This window comes from Mycobacterium sp. 663a-19 (assembly GCF_035616495.1).
Classification (GTDB): Bacteria; Actinomycetota; Actinomycetes; order Mycobacteriales; family Mycobacteriaceae; genus Mycobacterium.
This window is the reverse complement of record NZ_JAPJAV010000005.1, coordinates 140,999-157,396: the sequence shown is the minus strand read 5'-3', so window position 1 is coordinate 157,396 and position 16,398 is coordinate 140,999. Positions and strand designations below refer to the sequence as shown.

The 16,398-nt window shown below is 70.5% G+C and carries 1 protein-coding gene (running past one end of the window); it reads left to right on the top strand.

The window, feature by feature from the left end; genetic code table 11:
* Positions 1-829: 829 nt before the first annotated feature.
* Positions 830-16,398, top strand: the 5' portion of a protein-coding gene (locus tag OQ968_RS11105; RefSeq protein WP_420715887.1) for a non-ribosomal peptide synthase/polyketide synthase. 14,776 nt of this gene lie beyond the right edge of the window; the window shows 15,569 of its 30,345 coding nt (coding positions 1-15,569); its start codon is at positions 830-832; its stop codon lies beyond the right edge, outside the window.

Below are 16,398 nucleotides of genomic sequence, written 5' to 3'. Positions count from 1 at the left end.
TCAACCGGTGACGACGAACTTCGTCGGCGCGGCAATGGTCCGAACCTCGAATATCGCACTGCGGCAAGACGTTACGAAACCGTTAAGTCCGCTGGGTGTGCACGACCGATCTCGAACTTAGCTCGTCGATCGGGCGTCCCAAGTGCCGCCGCGGGTGAACCCCCCGGACACCGGGTGTACTTCGTGTTTGATTTGAGTCCTCGACTGGGCCTGGCTCGCAACCTTCAGTCCGGCCACGTCTGCGAGAGGCTCGAAGGCTAAGCGACCTGCGGTGACGGGGTCTAGGAGGCGCGACCAACGCGGTTGACAAGTTTGCGAAGCCAGTTGGTCGAGGGGTCGACGCCGCGCCGGCGCGGCGCGAGCCTAGTGCATGAACCTGTGATGAACGTAAGACCAAGGCGAAATGACCATAGCTGCCGCTGATTTGGGCCGCCTGGTCCGTCCGACGGTACGGTCACGATTCGGTAACGGACTGAGGGCGTGACGCAGATAACGCTCGGCACTTCCAACCGTGTCGCGGCCGCGCGGCTCACGGTGTGTATGCCCAGGCACGTAGGTATCGACAAGCCAGGACAGCGCCCGGTCTTGAGGGCGCGGCATCCCAGGAGGCGCATCCCAACGACGCGCGGCATTCGCGACGAGTTGGCATCGCGTGCGGTCCCGCTGGTAGTACGTAACGTGAGAGTCAAAGCAAGGCTTGGCGTTTGAGACGCCGGGCCGACGGTACCCCCTCCCAGGGGTGAGTACCCCAACCCTTAGTTGCCGTTGGGAGAGCGCCTTAATGGTTGTTGCTGATCATGTACTCCCGCTGACGCGAGGTCAGCTGGATATGTGGCTCGCGCAGCAAACAGGCCATTCCGAGGCCGCGTGGCAGCTGGGCATCCTCATCCGAATAGAGGGCGCCGTGGACGCCGGTTTGCTCGAGCGGGCGATCCGTCAGGTGGTGGGCGAGACCGAAACGTTCAGGACGTCCATTTTCGACGTGGACGGCGAGGTTTTCCAGAAGGTCGTCGATTACCCCGACGTCAAGCTGCCTTTGCATGACCTGAGCGACGCGCCCGATCCCGTGGCGAAAGCCCACGAGATGGCGTCGGCTATACAACGAAAGCCGATGCCGTTTACCGGCCCCTTGTTCGAATTCGCTTTATTTCGAACGCGGCCCGACGAATATTACTGGTTCAGCTGTTGCCACCACATAATGACCGACGGTCTGGGCCTTGCGCTGGTGGGCCACCGGATCGCAGCCGTCTACTCCGCACTCGTTTCGGGTGAGCCGATTCCACCGGCCTTCTTCGGGTCGTTGCGAGACCTGGTCAGCGGCGAGATGGAGTACGAAGCTTCCCCGGATTATCTCGAAGACCAAGAGTATTGGACCCGGCGGCTTCCTGCGGAAGGCGAATCGGGTTATCAGTCATCGGCATCCGCCAACGACCAGCATTTACCGTCTGCGCCAGTCCAATTCGACAAGAGCGTGGTAGCCCAGGTCGACGAGCTGTCGAAGGCGCTGGGCATCCGGCGAACATCGATCCTCACGGCGGCTTGCGCGCTCTTGGTGCGCGGATGGTGCGCCGACGGTCCGGACGACGTCGTGCTCGACTTCCCGGTCAGCAGGCGAACGCACCCGTGGGCAAAGCTGCACCCCGGCATGCTTGCCGGGGTCGTACCGCTGGTCCTGAACACGCCGCCGGCATCCACGGTCTCCGACTTTTGCTTACACGTTCACGGCCGGATACGAGAAGTGCTGCAGCATCAGCGGTTTCCGGTGCACATGCTCGACGGCGAAGGCGACTTTCGCGGCCCAAGCCAGGCGTCGAATCGGATGGTCGTCAATTTCATCCCGGCCACAATCACCCTGGATCTCGCGGGCGTGCCGGCAACCGCGACATACACCACTTTCGGCCCGGTAGGTCATTTCGGGCTGTTCTTCCTCGGATCGGGCGATCAGCAGTCCCTGAGCACCGTGGGTGCGGGACAACCTTTTTCGAATTTCGACGCCTCGGATCTGGCGGCGCGGTTGCAGCGGGTGCTGGCGGCGATGGCAGCCGACCCGACGCGACCGTTGTCGGAGCTGGATCTGCTCGACGCGCGCGAACGCGCGGGGCTGGACGAGTGGGGAAACCGGGCGGTGCTGAACCGGCCGGTGACCGCGCCGGTGTCGGTTCCGGACGTCTTCGCCGCGCACGTGGCCCGCATACCGGACGCGACCGCGCTGACCTGCCGGGGCCGCTCCCTGACCTACCGCGAGCTCGACGACGCGTCTAATCGCCTGGCCCACCTGCTGATTGGCCGGGGTGCGGGCCCGGGACAGTGCGTGGGCCTGCTGTTCAACCGGTCCACCGAGGCGATCGTGGCGACCCTGGCGGTGCTCAAGACGGGGGCGGCGTATTTGCCGATCGACTCGTCGGCCCCCGCCGCCCGCATCGGGTTCATGCTCGGCGACGCCGCGCCGATGGCGGTCATCACCACGGCCGATCTCGCCGAAAGGCTGGACGGGCATGACGTCGCGGTCATCGACGTCGGTGACATCGACGCCGCCGCCGCACACAACGCGCCCGGCACCGCATTGCCGGCGCCCGCCCCCGACGACATCGCGTACTTCATCTACACCTCGGGCACCACCGGCGCCCCGAAGGGCGTCGCGGTCACCCATCGCAGCGTCACCCAGCTGATGACATCGTTGGATGCGGGGCTGCCGAGCGCGGGGGTGTGGTCGCAGTGCCATTCGCACGCGTTCGACGTCTCGGTGTGGGAGATGTTCGGCGCGCTGTTGCGCGGTGGCCAGCTGGTGGTGGTGCCCGACGACGTGGCGCGCTCTCCAGAGGACCTGCACGATCTGCTGATCGCCGAACAGGTCACGGTGTTGACCCAAACCCCTTCGGCGGTAGCGATGTTGGCGGTCGAGGGTTTGGAGTCGGTCTCGTTGGTGATCGCCGGCGAGGCTTGCCCGGCCGAGGTGGTGGACCGGTGGGCGCACGGGCGGGTCATGATCAACGCCTACGGCCCGAGCGAGACCACCATGGCCGTGGCGATCAGCGAGCCATTGACACCCGGATCGGGCATCCCGCCGATCGGGGTGCCGGTGTCGGGCGCGGCGTTGTTCGTGCTCGACGGGTGGATGCGCCCGCTGCCCACCGGGGTGGTCGGGGAGCTGTATGTGGCCGGCACCGGCGTGGCAACCGGCTACGTCGGCCGGGCCGGGCTGACGGCGTCGCGGTTCGTGGCCTGCCCGTTCGGCGGGTCCGGGGCCCGCATGTATCGCACCGGCGACCTGGCCTGTTGGGGTGATGACGGGCAACTCCGGTACTTCGGGCGCGCCGACGAGCAGGTCAAGATCCGCGGGCACCGCGTCGAGCCCGGCGAGGTCCGGGCGGCCCTGGCCGACCTGAACGGGGTGGAGCAGGCGGCGGTCATCGCCCGGGAGGACCGTCCCGGCGACAAACGCCTCGTCGGGTACATCACCGGCACCGCCGATCCGGTCGAGGCGCGCGCCGCGCTGGCCGAGCGGCTCCCGCCGTACATGGTGCCGGCCGCGGTGGTGGTGATCGACGCGCTGCCCCTGACGTCGAACGGCAAGCTCGACACCCGCGCCCTCCCGTCGCCCGAATACACGACCGGTGAGTACCGGGAGCCGGGCAACGCGGGCGAAGAGATCCTGGCCGGCATCTTCGCCGAGGTGCTCGGTGTCGAGCGCGTCGGGGCCGACGACTCCTTCTTCGAGCTGGGTGGCGACAGCATCTTGTCGCTGCAGGTGGCGGCGCGCGCCCGCGCCGCCGGGCTGAAGTGTCGGCCGCGCGACGTGTTCGTCGAGCAAACCGTGGCCCGGCTCGCCCGGGTGGCCGGCGTGATCGACGGCGAGGCCGAGGTGATCGACGAGGGCGTCGGGCCGGTGGTGGCCACCCCGATCATGCGGTGGCTGCGAGCCGTCGACGGCCCGGTGCAGCAGTTCAACCAGACGATGATGGTCCAGGCCCCGGCCGGGGCGACCGAGGCCGACGTGGCAATCGTGCTGCAGGCGTTGGTGGATCGGCATGCCATGTTGCGGCTCCGCGTCGACGACGACGGCGCCGGGGGCTGGGCCTTGACGGCTCGCGAGCCGGGATCGGTGGACGCCCGCGCTTGCCTGCAATCGGTGGACGAGTTGTCCGATGAGGCGCTGGTGGCCGCGCGGTCGCGGCTGAACCCGGCGGCCGGGGTGATGCTGAGCGCGCTGTGGGTCGGCCCCGCGGGCCGGCTGGTGGTGATCATTCACCACCTCGCAGTCGATGCGGTGTCGTGGTGGGTTCTGTTGGAGGACTTGAACATTGCGTGGGCACAGCATCGCCGCGGTGGGCCGGTGACATTGCCGGCGACCGGCACGTCGTTCGCCCGCTGGGCCGCGCTGCTGGCCGAGCACGCGCGTCACCCCGCGGTGGTGGAGGAGGCCGACACCTGGCGGCGGGTGGCGTCCACCCCGGCCGCGCTGCCCGCGCCGCGCCCCGGGGTTGATACGTATGCCAACGCCGGGCACCTGTCGGTCGAGCTCGACACCGAGACCACCGGGGCCCTGCTCGGCAAGGCGCCGGCGGCGTTTCATGCCGGCATCCACGACATCCTGTTGATCGCGTTCGGTTTGGCGTGGGCGGAGTTCCTGGGCAACAACACCGCGCCGATCGGCATCGACGTCGAGGGCCACGGCCGCCACGAGGAGCTGGCCGCCGACGTCGACCTGTCCCGCACCGTGGGCTGGTTCACCACCAAATACCCTGTGGCGCTGGAGGTTACCGGCCTGCGTTGGGCCCAGGTGGTGGACGGCGGCCCGGCGCTGGGCGCGGCGATCAAACGCCTCAAGGAGCAGCTTCGGGCGCTGCCGGAACCCGTGACCTACGGTCTGCTGCGTTATCTCAACACCGAAGTCGACCTGGCCGGGCCAGACCCGTCGATCGCGTTCAACTACCTGGGGCACCTTGGCGCGGCGACCGACCTCTCCGTCGATGGCTGGCGAATCTGCCAAGAGGGCTTGTCGTTCCTCGGCGCCGCCGCCGCGGTGGACATGCCGCTGATGCACACCGTCGCGCTCAACGCCGGGATCATCGACATCGGCACCGCCGCGCACCTGCATGCCGAATGGACCTGGGCGCCAACGGTGCTCGACGAGGCGCACATCACCCGGCTGAGCCGGCTGTGGTTCGAGGCCCTGGCCGGCATCTGCGCGCACGTCCGGGCCGGCGGCGGCGGGCTGACCCCGTCGGACATCGCGCCCGCCCGTCTCACCCAACAGCAGATCGACGGGCTGGCCGAGCAACACCGGATAGCCGACATACTGCCGCTGACCGCGTTGCAGCAGGGCCTGCTCTTCCACTCCAGCACCGCGCAGGACAGCGACGACATGTACGCGGTGCAGCTGGACTTCACCCTGACCGGCGCCCTGGACCCCGACCGCCTGCGCGAGGCGGTGCACACCGTGGTCAACCGCCATCCCCACCTGGCCGCCCGATTCTGCGACCAGTTCGACGAGCCGGTGCAGATCATCCCCGCCGATCCCGAAATCTCCTGGCGTTACCTGGATCTCGGAACCGACGACACCGGCGACCCGGACGAGGTCATCGAACGGCTCTGCGCCGACGAACGCGCCGCGGTCTGCGACCTTGCCGACGAAGCCGCCTTTCGCGCCGCGCTGATCCGGACGGGGGAGCGCCGGCACCGGTTCGTGCTGACCAATCACCACATCGTGCTCGACGGCTGGTCGATGCCGATCCTGCTGCGGGAAATTTTCGCCGGCTACTACGGGCAGCGGCTGCCCGCCGCGGGCTCATACCGCGCGTTTCTCACCTGGCTGGCCGCCCGCGACCTCGATGCGGCCCGCGCGGCCTGGCGTGAGGCGCTGGCCGGCCTCGAAACGCCCACCCTCGTCGGGCCGGAGGGCCGGTTGGGGCAAGGGCGGCGAGGCGCCGAAAAGTTTCGGGTGCCCGAGCAGACCACGCGGTCGCTGCGCGCGCTGGCGCGCTCCTGCCACACCACGCTGAGCACCGTGCTGCAGGGCGCCTGGGCGCTACTGCTGACCTCCCTGACCGGTCGGCACAACGTCGTCTTCGGCACCCCCCGGTCCCGCGTCGGACAGATGGAGGTCGCCGACGCGAAATCGATGGTCGGGCTGCTGATCAACACCGTGCCGGTGCGGGCCTACGTCACGGCGGCAACCACCACCGCAGACCTGCTGGAGCAGCTGCAAAACAGCCATAACGACCTGCTCGAGCACCAGCACCTGGCGCTGGCCGAGATCCACCGAGCCACCGGGCACGACATCCTGTTCGACACGCTGTTCGTGTACGAGAACTATCCGATCGACACCGACGCGCCGTTGGGCCCGTCGGGCGGCGAAGACGGGTTGGCCATCGCGGAGTTCGCCAACCGCGAATACAACCACTACCCGCTGACCGTGGAGGCGCTGCCGGGCCGCGAACTCGGCCTGCACGTCGAATACGACACCGACCTGTTCGACGCGGCGCGCATCGCGGCGCTCATCGAACGGTTCCAGCGGGCGCTGTTGGCGATGACCGCCGACCCCGAGCGGCCGCTGTCGTCGGTGAACCTGCTCGACGCCGGTGAGCGCGGTCGGGTGCTATCGGAGCTGTCGGGCGCCGGCGTGGCGGCGCCGACGGGGGTGGCGCCGCGGTTGCTGGCCGCGGCGGTGGCGGCCGACCCGGACTCGGTGGCGGTGGTCGACGGCACCCGGGAGCTGTCGTACCGCGAGCTCGACGAGTGGTCGACGCGGTTGGCGCGGGCGCTGATCGACGCGGGCGTGGGCCCGGAGCGCGCGGTGGGCGTGGCCATGGATCGGTGTGTCGAGCTCGTCGTGGCGTGGTGGGCCGTCGTCAAGGCCGGCGGCGTGTACGCGCCGGTGGATCTGGACCATCCCGTCGAGCGCGTCGCATCGGTGCTGGACGCCGTCGACGCGGTGTGCGTATTGACTTGCGGCACAGACGAAGTCGCCGCTGCCGGCGCGCGCCCCGTGATGCGGATCGACGGCCTGGACCTGTCCACGCGCTCAGCCGAGGCGATCACCGACGCCGACCGGCCGGCCGCGCTCGACGTCGACAACACCGCGTACCTGATCTTCACGTCGGGATCGACGGGCGCCCCCAAGGGCGTCGCGGTCAGCCACGCCGGCCTGCTGGGCTGGGCCGAGTCACAACGCGAGACGTTCGGGTTGGGCGCGAACGCACGCGTGCTGATGGTGGCCTCGCCGACCTTCGATGCGTCGATCGGCGAGCTGTTGTGGGCGGCGGGCTCCGGCGCGGCGTTGGTGGTGGCACCGCCGCAGGTGTACGCCGGGGAGCCGCTGACCGAGCTGCTGGAGGAGCAGCGGGTCGACGCGGCGATCCTGACCCCCACGGTGCTCTCGACGCTGGACCGGGCCCGGCTCGACGAGGGGCTGCGCACGCTCATCGCCGTCGGCGAGGCCTGCCTGCCGGAATTGGTGGACGCCTGGGCGCCGGGCCGGCGGATGTTCAACGGCTACGGGCCCAGCGAGACGACCATCTGGGTAACCTGCACGCCGCTGCTGGCCGGGCAGCCGATCCGCATCGGGGCACCGCTGCCGGGCGTGCGCGCGGTGGTGCTCGACGCCTGGCTGAAGCCGGCCCCCATCGGGGTGATGGGCGAGCTGTATCTGGCCGGGCCGGCGCTGGCGCACGGCTACGTGGGCCGGACGGGGCTGACCGCGGAACGGTTCGTGGCCAACCCCTTTGGCGAGATCGGCGGGCCCGGGACGCGGATGTATCGCACCGGCGACCTGGTGCGCTGGACACCCGACGGGACCCTGGACTACCTGGGCCGCGCCGACACCCAGATCAAGTTGCGCGGGCAACGCATCGAATTGGGCGAAATCGAAAACACTTTGATGGCGTGCCCGGAGGTCACTCAGGCCGCCGTCACCGTGCATGACGGCGCCACCGGATCGCACCTCGCCGCCTACGTCACCCTCGAACACGCCGCCACCACCGATGGGGGCGTTTCGGATGCCGAGAGCGTCGAGGAGTGGCAACGGCTGTACGACGAGCTGTACGGCGCCGACGCCGAGGCGTCGGCGTTCGGCGCGGACTTCCGCGGCTGGAACAGCAGCTACACCGACGGCCCGATCCCGCTCGACGAGATGCTGGAATGGCGTTCGGCCACGGTGGATCGGATCATGGCCCTGCGGCCGCGGCGCGTGCTGGAGATCGGCGCGGGCTCGGGCCTGATCGTGTCGCAGGTCGCCCCGCACTGCGAGCACTATGTCGCCACCGACATGTCGCCGGTCGCCATCGACTACCTGGCCCGCTCGCTTCAGCGCATCCCGTGGCGCGACCGGGTCGAGCTGCTGGCCCGGCCCGCGCATGTCACCGAGGGGCTGCCGCGCGGCCACTTCGACACCATCGTCCTCAACTCGGTCGTCCAATACTTCCCCAACGCGGGCTATCTGGCCGACCTGATCGACGACGCGATGGGGCTGCTTGCCCCCGGCGGCGCGCTGTTCATGGGCGACGTGCGCAACCACGCCCTGCAGGGTGCGTTGCAAACCGGGGTCGCGCTGGCCCACGCCGACCCCGCCGCCGACGCCGTCGAGGTGCGCAAGCGGGTCCACCGCGCCATGCTCGGTGAGAACGAATTACTCTTGGCGCCAGAGTTTTTCACTACCTGGGCCGCCGGCAACCCGGCGGTCGCCGGGCTCGACATCCAAGTCAAACGCGGATCGGCCGACAACGAACTCAACCGATACCGCTACGAGATCGTCGTGCACAAGACCCCAACACTGGTGCGCTCGGTCGCCGCCGCACCCACCTGGGCGTGGGCCGAGTGCGCGGGCCTGCGCGGGCTGCGGGAACGGTTGACGTCGCAACGCCCCGACGCCATCCGCATTACCGGCATCCCTCGCCCCGGCCTGATCGGCGACGTCCAGGCCGAAGCCGCCCTCGCCGCCGGGCTGCCGGTGGCCGACGCCCTCGCGAAGGCCACCGCGACCTACGACACCGCCGACCCCGAAGAGTTGCACCGCCTCGGCGAGACCACCGGCTATCACGTCGCGGTCACCTGGGGCGCCCAACCCGGCACCGTCGACGCGGTCTTCTTCAACGTCACCGAGAACGTCACCGAGCCGGCGCTGACCGACCTCTATCTGCCCCCCGCCGGGGACCGCCAGCGGTCCGTCCACGCCAACGACCCGCACACCAACACCAAGATCAGCGCGGTGCGCCAGCGGTTGACCGGGTGGCTGCCCGAGTACATGGTGCCGACCCACATCGTGGTGCTCGAGGAATTCCCGCTGACCTCGTCGGGCAAGCTCGACCGCAAGGCCCTGCCGGCACCGGACTACCAGGACGCCGATCGCTACCGCGCCCCGGCCGGCGCGGTCGAGGAGATCCTGGCCGGCATATACGCCCGCGTCCTCGGGCTGGAACGAGTAGGGGTGGATGACTCGTTTTTCGATCTGGGTGGGGATTCGCTGTCGGCGATGCGCCTGATCGCGGCGATCAACTCGACTCTGGATGCCGACGTCGGGGTGCGCACGGTGTTCGAGGCGCCGACGATCGCCGAGCTGGCGCCGCGTGTCGGTGGCGATGCGGGCCAGCTGGAGCCGCTGGTCGCCGGGGAGCGGCCGGAGGTAGTGCCGCTGTCGTTCGCGCAAACCCGGTTGTGGTTCTTCGATCAGTTGCAGGGGCCGTCGCCGATTTACAACATCGCGGTGGCATTGCGGCTGCGCGGACTCGTCGACGCCGACGCGCTGGGCGCCGCGCTGGGCGACGTGGTGGGCCGCCACGAAAGCCTGCGCACGCTGTTCGCCGCGCCCGACGGCGTGCCGCGGCAGGTGCTGGTGCCCGCGGAGCAAGCCGACTTCGGGTGGGACGTCGTCGATGCCGCGGATTGGTCGCAGGGCCGGCTGGGTGGGGCGATCGACGCCTGCGCGCGTTACGCCTTTGATCTGGCCAACGAGATCCCGTTGCGGGCAAGGCTTTTCACTCTCGCCGAGGATGAGCATGTGTTGGTGGTCGTGGTGCATCACATCGCCGCCGACGGCTGGTCGATCACCCCGCTGGCGCACGATCTGGGGGCGGCGTACACCAGCCGGTGCGCGGGACAGCCGCCCGGCTGGGTGCCGCTGGCGGTGCAGTACGCCGACTACACGCTGTGGCAGCGCGACCAGTTCGGCGATCTCGATGACCGCGACAGCCGCATCGGCGCGCAGCTGGCCTACTGGGAAGAGGCCCTGGCCGGGGTGCCCGAACAGCTGCAGCTGCCCACCGATCGGCCCTACCCGCGGGTGGCCGATCACCACGGCGCCCGGGTGGCCGTGGACTGGCCGGCGGAGTTGCAGCACCAGGTTCGCCGCATGGCCCGCGACCACAACGCGACCAGCTTCATGGTGATCCAGGCGGCGTTGGCCGCGCTGCTGTGCAAGATCAGCGGCAGTCGCGATGTGGCCGTTGGGTTTCCGATCGCCGGGCGGCGCGACCCCGCGCTGGATGAGCTGGTCGGCTTCTTCGTCAACACCCTGGTGCTGCGGGTGGATCTGGCCGGCAATCCCAGCTTCGCGGAGCTGCTGGAGCAGGTGCGCCGGCGTAGCCTGGCCGCTTTCGAGCACCAGGACGTGCCGTTCGAGCTACTGGTGGAGCGGCTCAACCCGGCCCGCAGCCTGACCCATCACCCGCTGGTGCAGGTGCTGTTGGGGTGGGAGAACTTCCCCGGCTACGGCGGCGCGCCCGGCACCGGGCTGGCCCTGGGCGACCTGCAGGTCACGCCGATGCCGCTGGACACCCACACGGCCCGAATGGATTTGGCGTTCTCGCTGGCCGAACGCTGGACCGAGGACGGCCGGCCCGACGGCATTTCCGTAACGGTCGAATATCGCACCGACGTGTTCGACGCGGCGACCATCGAGAAGCTGATCGAGCAACTGGGGCAGGTGTCGGCGGCGCTGACCGCCGACCCGGGGCGGCGGTTGTCGTCGGTCGACCTGCTGAACGCCGACGAGTCGGCCCGGCTGGAACGCTGGGGTAATCGGGCGGCGTTGACCCGGGCGGTGACACCGGTGTCGGTTCCGGTGTTGTTCGCCGCGCAGGTGGCCCGGACACCCGACGCGGTGGCGCTGGTGTGCGGAGACCGGTCGTTGACCTATCGGGAGCTCGACGAGGCCGCCAACCGCCTGGCCGGGCTGCTGGCCGCTCACGCCGCCGGCCCGGATACGTCTGTGGCGCTGCTGTTTTCGCGTTCGACCGAGGCGATCGTGGCGATCCTGGCGGTGCTCAAGTCCGGGGCGGCCTACCTGCCGATCGATCCCGCGCTGCCGGTGGCCCGCGTCGGGTTCATGCTCGCCGACGCCGCGCCGATCGCCGCGGTCACCACCGCAGAGTTCGCCGATCGGTTCGACGGGTTCGACCTGGCGGTCATCGACGTGCACGACCCCGCGGTGGACGCCCAACCCGCCACCCCGCCGCCGGCGCCGGCTCCCGACGACCTGGCCCACATCATCTACACCTCCGGCACCACCGGGGTGCCCAAAGGCGTTGCGGTCACCCACCACAACGTCGTCCAGCTGTTCGACGGGCTGGACATCGGCGTCGAGCTGACGCCCGAACAGGTGTGGACGCAGTTCCATTCCCACGCGTTCGACTTCTCGGTGTGGGAGATCTGGGGCGCGCTGCTGCACGGCGGGCGGCTGGTGGTCGTGCCCGACGGGGTCGCGCGTTCGCCGGAAGAGTTCCACGCGTTGCTGATCCGCGAGCGCGTCACGGTGCTGACCCAGACCCCGTCGGCGGCGGGGCTGCTCTCACCCGAGGGGCTGGACTCGACGGCGCTGGTCATCGGCGCCGAGCCGTGCCCGCCCGAGCTGGTGGATCGCTGGGCGCCGGGCCGGGTGATGGTCAACGTCTACGGCCCCACCGAGACCACGATGTGGGCGTGCAAGAGCGCGCCCCTGGCCGCCGGCTCCGGGTTCCCGCCGATCGGCTCGCCGACGGCGCGGGCCGCGTTCTTCGTGCTCGACGGGTGGTTGCGGCCGGTGCCGGCCGGGGTGGTCGGCGAACTGTATCTGGCCGGCGAGGGCGTCGGGGTCGGCTATTGGCGCCGGCCGGGGTTGACGGGGTCGCGCTTCGTGGCGTGCCCGTTCGGGCGGCCCGGACAACGGATGTACCGCACCGGCGATCTGGTGTCCTGGGGCCCCGACGGGCAGCTGCGCTATCTGGGGCGCGCCGACGAGCAGGTCAAAATCCGCGGCTACCGGATCGAACTCGGCGAGATCCAGGCCGCCCTGACCGCGCTCGACGGGGTGGAGCGCGCGGCCGTCGTCGCCCGCGAGGACACCCCCGGAGACAAGCGCCTCGTCGGCTACATCACCGGAACCGCCAACCCCGCCCAGGCCCGCAACCAGCTGGCCGAGCGGCTGCCCGGCTACATGATCCCCGCCGCGGTGGTGGCGCTCGACGCGCTGCCGGTGACGGTCAACGGCAAGCTCGACACCCGCGCGCTGCCGGCGCCCGACTACCGCGACGTCGGCCATTACCGCGCCCCGGCCAGCGCCACCGAAAAGACCCTGACCGAGATCTACGCGCAGGTGCTGGGCGTGGAGCGGATCGGGGTCGACGACTCGTTCTTCGACCTGGGCGGCGATTCGCTGTCCACGATGCGCCTGATCACGGCCGTCAACGCGGCGCTGGATACCGATCTTCCGGTGCGCGTCGTGTTCGAGGCGCCCACGGTCGCCCAGCTGGCGCCGCGCGTCGGTGAGGGCGCGGGCCGGCTCGAGCCGCTGGTGGCCGGTGAACGCCCGGCGGTGGTTCCCCTGTCGTTCGCGCAGAACCGGCTCTGGTTCATCGACCAACTGCAGGGGCCTTCCCCGGTCCACAACATGGCGGCGGCCCTGCGGTTGAGCGGCGCTCTCGACGCCGACGCACTGCGGCAGGCGCTGGCCGATGTGGTGGGCCGCCACGAGAGCCTGCGCACGGTGTTCGTCGCACCGGAGGGAACACCCCGGCAGGTCGTATTGCCCAGCGAGCGAGCCGATTTCGGGTGGGACGTCGTCGACGCCGGCGGCTGGCCGGAAGGCCGGCTGGACGAGGCCATCGACACCGCCGTGCGGCACCCGTTCGATCTGGCCGCCGAGATCCCGTTGCGGGCAAGGCTTTTCCGCATCTCCTCGGACGAGCACGTGCTGGTGACCATCGTGCACCACATCGCCGCCGACGGCTGGTCGTTGACGCCGCTGGTGCGTGATCTGGGCGTCGCCTATGCGAGCCGCTGTGCGGGTCGCGCGCCCGGCTGGCCCGATCTGCCGGTGCAGTACGCCGACTACACGCTGTGGCAGCGCGCGCAATTCGGCGACCTCGACGACAGCGACAGCCGCATCGCCGCGCAGCTGGCCTACTGGGAGAATGCGCTGGCCGGGATGCCCGAGCGGGTGCAGCTGCCCACCGATCGGCCCTACCCGCGGGTTGCCGACCAACGCGGCGCCACCGTGCCGGTCGACTGGCCCGCCGAGTTGCAGCAGCGGATTGCCCGGCTGGCCCGTGAGCACAACGCGACCAGCTTCATGGTGGTGCAGGCCGCCCTGCTGGCGCTGCTGTCCAGGATCGGCGCCAATTCCGATGTGGCGGTTGGCTTCCCGATCGCCGGACGGCGCGACCCCGCGCTGGACGAGCTGGTGGGATTCTTCGTCAACACCCTGGTGCTGCGCGTCGACGTCGCCGGCGATCCCACCCTCACCGACCTGCTGGGCCAGGTGCGCCAGCGCAGCCTGGCCGCCTACGAGCACCAGGACGTGCCCTTCGAGCTGTTGGTCGAGCGGCTCAACCCCGCCCGCAGCCTGACCCATCATCCGCTGGTGCAGGTGATGCTGGCCTGGCAGAACTTCGCCGGGCTCGACGACCCGGCCGCGGGCCTGGCGCTGGAGGGCCTGCAGGCCACGTCCATACCGGTGGAAACCCAGGTCTCCCACATGGATCTGGTGTTTTCCCTGGCGGAACGCTGGACCCCGGGCGGCGAGCCCGCCGGCATCGGCGGCCGGGTGGAATTTCGCACCGACGTGTTCGACGCGGGCAGCATCGAGGCGCTGATCGCGCGGCTGCAGCGGATGTTGGTGGCGATGACCGATGACCCCGCCCGGGCGCAGTCGTCGGTGGATCTGCTCGAGGAACGCGAGCGCGCGCTCCTTGACGAGATCAGCAATCGGCCGGCGCTGACCCGGCCGGCGGCCACGCCGGTGTCGGTTCCGGCGTTGTTCGCCGAACAGGTGGCCCGGGCACCGGAAGCGGTGGCGTTGGTGTGCGAGGGCCTGTCCCTGACGTACCGGGAGCTGGACGAGGCGTCGACCCGGCTGGCGCACCTGCTTGCCGGTCACGGCGCGGGTCCGGGACAGTTTGTGGCGCTGCTGTTTTCGCGCTCGGTCGAGGCGGTCGCGGCGATCCTGGCGGTGCTGAAGACGGGGGCGGCGTACCTGCCGATGGACCCGGCGGTGCCGGCGGCGCGGATCGCGTTCATGCTCGCCGACGCCGCGCCGGCGGCCGCGGTCACCACCGCCGAGCTGGCCGACCGGTTCGACGGGCACGACATCGCGGTCATCGACGTGGACGATCCCGCGGTGCACACCCAGCCCGCCACCGCGTTGCCGGCGCCGAACCCGGCCGACATCGCCTACCTGATCTACACGTCGGGCACCACCGGCACCCCGAAGGGCGTGGCGGTCACCCATCGCAACGTGACCCAGCTGCTGGCGTCGCTGGACGCCGGCCTGCCGGCGGCGGGGGTGTGGGCGCACAGTCATTCCCTGGCCTTCGACGTCTCGGTGTGGGAGATCTTCGGCGCGCTGCTGCGCGGTGGCCGGCTGGTGGTGGTGCCGGAGTCGGTGGCGCGCGCGCCGCAACGGCTCCGCGAGGTGCTGGCCGGCGAACGGGTCAGCGTGTTGACCCAGACCCCGTCGGCGCTCGGCGTGCTCTCACCCGGGGGGCTGGACTCGGTGTCGCTGGTGACGGCCGGGGAGGCCTGCCCGCCCGAGCTGGTGGATCGGTGGGCGCCCGGGCGGGTGATGGTCAATGCCTACGGACCGACCGAGACGACGATGTGCGTGTCGATCAGCGCGCCGCTGACGGCGGGGTCGGGCGTGGCGCCGATCGGCTCCCCGGTGCCGGGGGCGGCGTTGTTCGTGCTCGACGGCTGGTTGCGTCCGGTGCCGCCCGGTGTGATCGGGGAGCTGTATGTCGCCGGCTCCGGCGTGGCGGCCGGCTACGTCGGGCGCGCCGGGCTGACCGCGTCGCGGTTCGTGGCCTGCCCCTTCGGGGAGCCGGGCGAGCGCATGTACCGCACCGGCGACCTGGTGTGCTGGGGCGCCGATGGGCAGCTGCGCTATCTGGGCCGCGCCGACGAGCAGGTCAAGATCCGCGGGTACCGCATCGAATTGGGTGAAATCCAAACGGCTTTGGCCGCGCTGCCGGGCGTGGAGCGGGCCGTGGTGATCGCCCGCGAGGACCGCCCGGGCGACAAACGCCTCGTCGGCTACGTCACCGGCACCGCCGACGCGGCCGCGGCGCGAACCGCGCTGGCCGACCGGCTCCCGGCGCACATGGTCCCGGCGGCGGTGGTGGCGCTCGACGCGCTGCCGCTGACACCCAACGGCAAGCTCGACACCCGGGCCCTGCCGTCGCCGGAATACACGACCGGCGACCACCGCGCCCCGGGCGACGCCGTCGAGGAGATCCTGGCCGGCATCTTCGCCGAGGTGCTCGGCGTTGACCGGGTCGGCGTCGACGATTCGTTCTTCGACCTTGGCGGTGACAGCATTTCGGCGATGCGGCTGGTCGCGGCCGTCAACAACGCAATGGGTTCTGACGTCGCCGTGCGCACCGTGTTCGAGGCGCCCACGGTCGCTCAGCTGGCGCCCCGCATCGGCGAGGGCGCGGGCGGGTTCGCGCCGCTGGTGGCCGGCGAGCGGCCGGCGGTGGTGCCGCTGTCGTTCGCGCAGAGCCGGCTGTGGTTCCTCGACCAATTGCAGGGGCCCTCAGCGGTTTACAACATGGCGACGGCGCTGCGGCTGGACGGGCGGCTCGACGCCGACGCGCTGGGGGCGGCGCTGGGCGACGTCGTGTCCCGCCACGAAAGCCTGCGCACACTGTTCGTCGCCCCCGACGGCATACCCCGGCAGCTGGTGGTGCCCGCCGACGGCGCCCGGGCGGACTGGCAGGTCGTCGACGCCACGGCCTGGCCGGCGGCGCGGCTGGACGAGGCCATCGACACCACGGCACGGCACACATTCGACCTGGCGACCGAAATCCCGTTGCGGGCACATATTTTCCGCGTCGCCGAGTACCGGCACGTGCTGGTGGCCGCCGTGCACCACATCGCCGCCGACGGCTCGTCGATCACCCCGCTGGTGCGCGACCTCGGCGTGGCCTACGC